A 7,744-nucleotide genomic window follows, 5' to 3' on the forward strand; every position below is an offset into this window, starting at 1 on the left:
AATATATACCAAGGAGCAAACGAAAATGACCAGTTATGTGACGCCCCAAGTGACCCAGTTCGTTAACCAAATCCAAGCCCAGTGCGGTACCGACCATGCCGAGTGGGGGGATGTATTCGCCCGCACTTTCACGGACACGCTGGCCAACGCTTTGAAACCCGACGGTGACGACCGCATCTTTGTCCTCACCGGGGACATCCCGGCGATGTGGCAGCGGGACACCACCGCCCAGATCCGGCCGTACTTGATCATGGCCCAGCACGGTCCAGCCATGGCCGAGGTCATCACGAAAGTCGTGCGGCGGCTTTTCTTCAATATGAATCTGGATCCGTATGCCAATGCGTTCAACCAGACGGCCAACAATGCCGGGCACCAGGATGACGCGACGGCCATGACGCCGTGGTTGTGGGAGCGCAAGTATGAGTTGGACTCTCTGTGCTACCCGGTGCAGCTGGCGTATCTGCTCTGGCGGAATACCGGCCGCACCGACCACTTCGACGCCAGCTTCCGCAGCGGTGTGGCGAAAATGATTCAGGTCATCCGCACGGAGCAGCACCACGAGACGTCGCCTTATCGCTTCCAGCGGGACCACGATCGGCCGGAGGACACGCTGATCGATGGCGTTGGCCGGCCGGTGGGCTATACCGGGATGTCCTGGAGCGGCTTTCGGCCCAGCGATGACGCCTGTGTTTACGGTTACCTGGTGCCGGCCAACATGTTTGCTGTGGTGGTCTTGCGCCAGCTGGCGAAGATCTATACCGAGGTGCTGCACGATGCGGCGGCTGCCGACGATTTCTTACAGTTGGCGGCCGAGATCAAGCACGGCATCGATACGTACGGGACGATGCAGAACGCGGCGGGGGAAACAGTCTACGCCTACGAAGTCGACGGCTTGGGCCACGCCCTGCTGATGGACGATGGGAACGTGCCGAACCTGCTGGCGGCGCCGTACCTGGGGTACGTGGCGGCCAATGAGCCGACCTACGTGCGGACGCGCAAGACGATCATGAGTCCGGAGAATCCGTATTATTACAGCGGCAGCGCTGGCGCCGGTCTGGGCAGTCCCCACACGCCGCCGGAATATATCTGGCCGATTGCCTTGGCCATGGAGGGTTTGACCATCACCGATAAGTCTGCCCAAGCGGCACTGCTCAACCTGCTGGTGCACACCACCGGCGGGACCGGCATGATGCACGAGTCCTTCCAGGTGGACGATCCCACCCAGTACACCCGGGCGTGGTTCTCCTGGGCCAACATGATGTTCTGTGAATTGGTATTGGCCTACTTTAATCTGCGGGTCAAGCAGTAGAGACGGAGGAAAACAACGATGACAAAGAAAAAAGTATATGTAATCTCCCATGCCCATTGGGACCGTGAATGGTACATGGCCTTTGAAGGTCACCACATGCGGCTGGTCCAGCTGATGGACGACCTGTTTGACCTCTTTGCCCACGACCCGGATTTCAACAGCTTCCACCTGGACGGCCAGACCATCATTCTTGACGATTACCTGGCGGTCCGCCCGGAGATGCGGCCGACGCTGAAGCACTGGATCGACGCCGGCAAGCTGCGGGTGGGGCCTTTCTACATTCTTCAAGACAACTTCCTGATCAGCCCGGAAGCTAATACCCGGAACACGATCATCGGCCGCCAGGAGTCAGAAAAGTGGGGCCAGCCGGTGCCGTTGGGCTATTACCCGGACACGTTCGGGATGTCCGCCCAGACACCCCAGATGACCCGCCTCGGCGGGCTGGACACGGTCGCCTTCGGCCGCGGCGTTACCCCCACCGGCTTCAATAACACCACCGGCTCCCTGGGCGACTACGATTCCACCTATTCCGAAATGTGGTGGCAAAGTCCTGACGCGTCAAAGGTCTTGGGTATCCTCTTCGCTAATTGGTACAGCAACGGTAACGAGATTCCTGCCGATCGGGCGGCCGCCAAGACCTACTGGACCGAGCACCTGGCGGCCGCGGAGAAGTTCGCCGCCACACCGGACTTGCTGTTCATGAACGGCGTCGACCACCAGCCGGTGCAGAAGAACCTGAGCCAAGCCCTGGCGGTGGCCCGGGAACTGTTCCCGGACTACGAGTTCATTCACGCCAATTTCAGCGACTATATCGCCGCCCTGAAGCAGGATCTGCCCAAGGATCTGACGACGGTGAAGGGCGAGCTGACCTCCCAAGCTACGGAAGGTTGGTATACTTTGGCCAACACTGCCTCGAACCGGGTCTATCTCAAGCAGCAGAACACCGCCACCGAGCGGCTGCTGGAGGACCACGCCGAACCGCTGATGGCGGTCAGCGGCCTGACCGGAGCGGATACCCAGGACCGCCTGACCTACGCCTGGAAGACACTGCTTCAGAACGATCCCCACGACAGCATCTGCGGCTGTTCCGTCGACGAAGTGCCCCGGGATATGCTGGCCCGGTACGCCCACGCGCAGCAGGTTGGTCATTGGCTGACCCGGGAGGCGCTGACGAAGCTGGCGGGCCAAGTGGACACCACCGCTTTCCCCGCTGACAGCAAGCCATTTCTTCTATTCAATGGCGCCGCCGTCACCCAGCACCAGCCGACGACTGTCACCATCGAGTGGGACCGGGCACCGTTCAGCGAAGGCGCCCCTCGCGCCCAATATGCCAAGTTGGAAGAAGAGAGAAAGGCGCTCCCGCCCCTGCGCATCATCGATGCCGGCGGCAACACGGTCCCGGCCCACGTCGTCAACACCGCCGTACGCTTCAACTACGACCTGCCGGATGACGCCTTCCGCGTGGCCTACATGGGCCTGTACGTGACGGTCCAGGTCGATGCCGCCGTGGCGCCGTTTAGCTGGCGCAGTTTGGCGTTGACCACCGGTACTGCCGCCGATACGCTGGTGCCCCAGACCGATCACACCCCGACCATCGATAACGGCCGGGTACAAGCCGCAGTCAATACCGACGGCACGGTCTCTTTCAGCGACTTGCGCCACAATCGCCACTTCCCTGACTGCCTGCGCTTCGTTGACACCGGCGATATTGGTAATGAGTACATTTACCGTCAGTCCAGCGACAACCAGCGGATTCAGGCAGGGCCGGCCCAGCGCGTGACGCGCACCGTGACGGGCGGGTTGCAGACCTTGACGTACGACCAGGTTCTGCGCATTCCCGTGAGTGCGGATGACCGTTTGGGTCAGGAGCAGCAGTCGGTCACCGACATCACCCAGCGCCAGGCCGGTCGTTCTGACCAGCTGGCAGACCTCACGCTGCATGTCACGCTTAGCCTGGCTTCCGAGGATGACACGCTGCACATCCGGGTGACCGGCGACAACCGGATGAAGGATCACCGCATCCAGGCGCTGTTCGTCACTGGCATTCACAGCAATCACCACCAGGCTGAATCCATCTACGAGGTAGCCCAGCGGCCCAACACCACGGGCCCCAACTGGAAGAATCCGGAGAATCCCCAGCACCAGCAGGCTTTTGTGGACCTCAGCGACGACCAGGGCGGCCTCACCGTCGGCAACTTCGGCCTCAATGAGTACATGATCTATCCCAAAGACGGCACGATGGCAGTCACCATGCTGCGCAGCGTGGGCGAGATGGGCGACTGGGGCTACTTCCCGACCCCTGAAGCGCAGTGCCAGGGCCCGTTCCATGCTGAGCTGACCGTGACCATGCACGACGCCACTGCCGCCGATACGCTGGCCGCGTACCAGGCGGCGCGGGCCGCCCAGATCACTGTGGCAGATGTCCAGCTGCCGGTGCAGCAGGCCGGCGCGCTGGCTGCTGATCGGACTTACCTGACCGTGGGCAACCCGGCCTTCGCCGTAACCAGCACGCGCATCAGCCCAGAGAGCGGCAAGATGCTGGTGCGGGGCTACAACATGACCGCCCAGCCGCAGTCTGTCTCCGTCCAGTATGGCGACGAACCAGCCGAAGCCGTGGTGGATTTTCTGGAGAAGCTGCTGCCAGAAACGCCGTCTGGCGCCTTGCGGCCGGCCGAGATCCGGACGTATCGGTTTGACGTGTAATGGCAGAGAAAACCTTTCTCATCACCGACTACGGCGCCCAACCGGATACCGAGACCGCCCAAACGGCGGCAATACAAGCATGCATTGACGCCTGCCGGCACGCTGGCGGCGGCACAATCGTCATCCCCGGCCGCCACTTCACCACCGGCAGCATTCGGCTCTACAGTCACATGACCCTGCACCTGGCTGCCGGCGCTGTTCTCCAGGGCAGCCGCCAGCTGGCCGATTACACCACCTTCGGCGAACAGACTGATATCCGTTATCTGCAGGATCCCCATTACGTTCGCGAATGGCACCTGCCGCCGTATTACTTCCACGCGCTGATCTGCGCCTATGACGCGGAAGACATCACCATCAGCGGCGCCCCCGGCAGCCTCATCGACGGCCGCAGCGTCCAGGATCCAGACGGGGAAGAAAAGTTCCGCGGGCCCATGGGCATCGTCATGGCCCGGGTCCAAGGGCTGCGCTTGACCGGCTACACCGTCACCAATGCCAGTAACTGGGCCAACGTCCTGCCGGCATGTCAAGATGTGACCATCAGCGACGTGGCCGTCCTCGGCGGCCACGACGGCTTCGACCTGCACCACGCGCGCCGGGTCACGATGACCCATTGCCGCCTGGAGACGGGCGACGACTGCATTGCCGGGTACGATATCCACGGCCTGACGGTCACGGATTGTCTGTTGAACACCGCCTGCAACACCCTGCGGGTCGGCGGGGAAGACATCACCGTCGACCGCTGCGCGTTCCAGGGTCCCGGCCGTTATCCCCACATCCTCGATGGCAGCCACGCCACCCTCAATGCGTTCATGTACTTCACGATGGCGGTGGACCCGGATACGACAACGCGTAACACGCTCACCATCCGGCATGCCCGCATCAATCACCTGCAGCATCTCGCCACGTATCTGCGCGATGAACCCACCGCCCTTCAAGCCGGCAGCAGTCTCGCCGGTCTCACGTTAGACGATGTGACGATCAACGACATGGCAGAAACTTCGCTCTTCGTCGGCCGGGGCGAACCGGTCGCTTTGACCCTGCAAGACTGCCGTATCACGCCAACCGCCGGCGTCCCGCTGTTGCACATTGACCCCAGTGTCCGCCTCACGCTCAAGGATGTCTTTTTCACGGCCCCGACGACGTTCCTTGTGACCGATGGCCCGCCGCTCACCTTCTGTGGTCTGACGAATTTCTCCACGAGTGAGCAGCCTCATCAATCATCGAGGCCTCAGGGCTGACGGATACGCCGCAGCACAGGAAGCATTACACCGATATACGGTACAATCGCTCTTTGAGTAGTATATTGGTTTAATCAGGACATTGAATCGTTAGTGCCACCGACCACAATGAACCCCGCAGACGGAACCTTAATCTGCGGGGCTTTTTGTAACAGACACGAATGTTTACCAGAATCATTAGCGAATATAGGAAAATGGTGTTACGTAGTCGGCAGAATCGGTGCCAATCACAGGATTGCTCTGCAACTTGGTGGGAAGACAAAAGTCAGGCGGCTGACCGTTTTTCGTTGTTACAGGCGATTGATTTTGTTAAGCTGGAAATGTAGAAAAACAAATGTTCCCACCGCCTGTTCAGATGTTGCCAGTGCTTGCCTGCAGAGATACGAACCCCCTTGACGAAAGGACTGATGAATAATGCCAGAAGACATTAAGCCGCCCTTTTTACCTATCACGTCAGTAGAGAAAGTCACCATACTCCGAGAAACCAGGCTGGATCGTTTAGGAAAATTGACGATTGCTGAGTTGAAGCAACTCAATACCCTGTTGCCGCACCCGACAGATAAGATTCTCACCACAGACCGCAAGCCTGAACTGTTGGACAAGGTAACCGCCCAGATCAACGCAGAAGCAGACTACGTCGTCGTTCTCAATTACCTTAAGGAAAACGACCTGGGGACCAAAATCCATGAACTGACGGCGGTATTTCCGAAGCTGACGCTTAACCAACGTAAGCTCTTGACTCGGCATGGCTATCTGCCAATTGTTGGTACTGAAAACGTCCACAGATACGGCAAGGACTTGGCAGTGCCGTTCTATGACTATTTTGCGGCAGCCAAGCTCGTTGACCATCAAAAGCAGTTTGATGAGCTTCTCAAGTATCTCCGGCAAGCGGACAAGAGCACCCCAGCGTACCAGAAGAAAGCGGCAACGGCGAAGAGAAAACGGGAAGCAGCCAAACAGGCCCATACGGCATACATGGCTGAGTATCGCCAGTTTCTCGAGCAGTTCCCAGGAGGCCAGCAGCGGGCCCTGATGGACCTGGCGTTTTGGACAGCCAATCTGAACCACTTGGCCAAGACGCCGCGGGAAGGGGGCAATCAAAATGAATACTATGACATGAAAAACCATGCCTTGGCAGCATTTCAACACGCCGCGAGTCCGCTCGTGCATACCAGTTTCTATCGGCCAAAAGGGGCCGACCGGACCGACGTGGATTTGTGCGAAGCACATTACGAGGACTATGCCGAGCAGCGCTCAGTGAGCGGGGGCTACTATCCTGTCATGGCTTTCTATTTCAGAAACCAGAAGGAAATCCAGCGCTGTCCCAAGTGTCACGTTACGACGGAGAAAGACTATTACAGCCTGTATTATACGGTCGTAGGGACTGCGGAGGCGCACTTCTCTTTCCACACACCGGCGAGTATTGGTGAGCCCATCTTTGGTTCCCCCAAGCGGTACGCCATGGTCTATCACGAAGAAAACGAAGGCGGCAGTTTCCGCTTCGGCCGGGGGATGGAAGTTGGCGAACTACCGGTCATCGGCGGTAAAAAGGTGATCCTGGCGTATTTTCGAGGCGCCTTACAAATGCTGAATAATTTGGAGTGCGACCGGTGACAACGATGGTTGGAGAGCTGTGCACATGAACAGGCCACGTCGGATTTGCCGGCACTTAATTTACACGATATACTCACATTACTGGAGGAAAATAGTATATGAGTGAAAATTATTCGAGCCTGGACAAGCTGATGCACGACTACAACTCGTTTACGTTCAGTACCGCCAAGCAATATGGGGTCACCCCTTACCAGTTGCGTAAGGCGCTGGCCCAAGGGGTGCTAGAAAAACCTAATACAGGTTCCTACGTTATCGCAGGATACGCAGAAGATGACTTAGGCCTCATTTCTCAGCACTTCTCACGCGGCGTGGTTTCGCTAGTTTCGGCACTGATTTTCTATGATTTAACTGACGAGATGCCTCTGTGGAACTGGATGACGTTTCCAAAGGGCTATCATCTTGGTGCCAGATCAGTGGCGGATAATTTCATCAGAGCGCAATACCGCACGGGGCGTTTCTATTCAGAGGGAATCACGACGCAGACCACCTTGAACGGCAACAAGATCAGAATCTATTCCATGGAGCGCACACTGTTGGATTACTGGAATTATCCGGATGCACAGCCTTATGTCAGGAACGACGCAGCCAAAAGGTATGTTGAAAACCCGCGAAGAGACTATAGCCGGCTCTTGGCACTGGAACGAGAACTGTATCCAAAATCCACGTTATCCCTTGTTATCCAGGTGCTTGATCAGGCCGGCAGCACTTTCTCGTGATTTGAACGTTTTAAGGACAGTCATGTGGATTCTCAGAGGTGTTACTGCTCTGATAGAATACGACGGATTAGCTTGCCGAATACAATAGGGACTGGGACATAATTCAAATTCCGCGACATACTGAGTGCCAACGCGTAGCAAGCGGAGGCAAAACGGGCTCAGTG

5 protein-coding genes are annotated in these 7,744 nt (G+C 58.1%); all 5 read left to right on the forward strand.

The window, feature by feature from the left end:
• The first annotated feature begins 25 nt into the window (after window positions 1-25).
• The 5 genes from L248_RS09110 (at window position 26) to L248_RS09130 (ending at window position 7,580) form a co-directional block, all read left to right on the forward strand.
• A complete protein-coding gene (locus L248_RS09110) occupies window positions 26-1,309 on the forward strand; it encodes a glycoside hydrolase family 125 protein (RefSeq protein ID WP_022529902.1) in 1,284 nt (427 codons plus the stop codon).
• A gap of 18 nt (window positions 1,310-1,327) precedes the next feature.
• The gene (locus L248_RS09115) at window positions 1,328-4,012 is read left to right on the forward strand and encodes an alpha-mannosidase (protein WP_040535908.1); all 2,685 of its coding nucleotides are present in this window, start codon (window positions 1,328-1,330) and stop codon (window positions 4,010-4,012) included.
• On the forward strand, window positions 4,012-5,250 hold the full coding sequence (locus L248_RS09120) for a glycoside hydrolase family 28 protein (RefSeq protein WP_022529904.1): 1,239 nt from the start codon (window positions 4,012-4,014) through the stop codon (window positions 5,248-5,250). The genes L248_RS09115 and L248_RS09120 overlap by 1 nt, the downstream gene beginning before the upstream one ends.
• 414 nt (window positions 5,251-5,664) lie before the next feature.
• On the forward strand, window positions 5,665-6,864 hold the full coding sequence (locus tag L248_RS09125) for a hypothetical protein (RefSeq protein WP_155828612.1): 1,200 nt from the start codon (window positions 5,665-5,667) through the stop codon (window positions 6,862-6,864).
• A 98-nt stretch (window positions 6,865-6,962) separates the two neighbouring features.
• The gene (locus L248_RS09130; protein ID WP_022529906.1) at window positions 6,963-7,580 is read left to right on the forward strand and encodes a type IV toxin-antitoxin system AbiEi family antitoxin domain-containing protein; all 618 of its coding nucleotides are present in this window, start codon (window positions 6,963-6,965) and stop codon (window positions 7,578-7,580) included.
• Window positions 7,581-7,744: the final 164 nt, after the last annotated feature.

The organism is Schleiferilactobacillus shenzhenensis LY-73 (assembly GCF_000469325.1).
GTDB classification, from domain to species: Bacteria; Bacillota; Bacilli; order Lactobacillales; family Lactobacillaceae; genus Schleiferilactobacillus; species Schleiferilactobacillus shenzhenensis.

Excerpts from the sequence above, each read along its gene's own strand:
- L248_RS09120 (WP_022529904.1), top strand. The coding sequence starts at position 4,012 with ATGGCAGAGAAAACCTTTCTCATCACCGACTACGGCGCCCAACCGGAT.
- L248_RS09125 (WP_155828612.1), top strand. The coding sequence starts at position 5,665 with ATGCCAGAAGACATTAAGCCGCCCTTTTTACCTATCACGTCAGTAGAG.
- L248_RS09130 (WP_022529906.1), top strand. The coding sequence starts at position 6,963 with ATGAGTGAAAATTATTCGAGCCTGGACAAGCTGATGCACGACTACAAC.
- L248_RS09115 (WP_040535908.1), top strand. The coding sequence starts at position 1,328 with ATGACAAAGAAAAAAGTATATGTAATCTCCCATGCCCATTGGGACCGT.
- L248_RS09110 (WP_022529902.1), top strand. The coding sequence starts at position 26 with ATGACCAGTTATGTGACGCCCCAAGTGACCCAGTTCGTTAACCAAATC.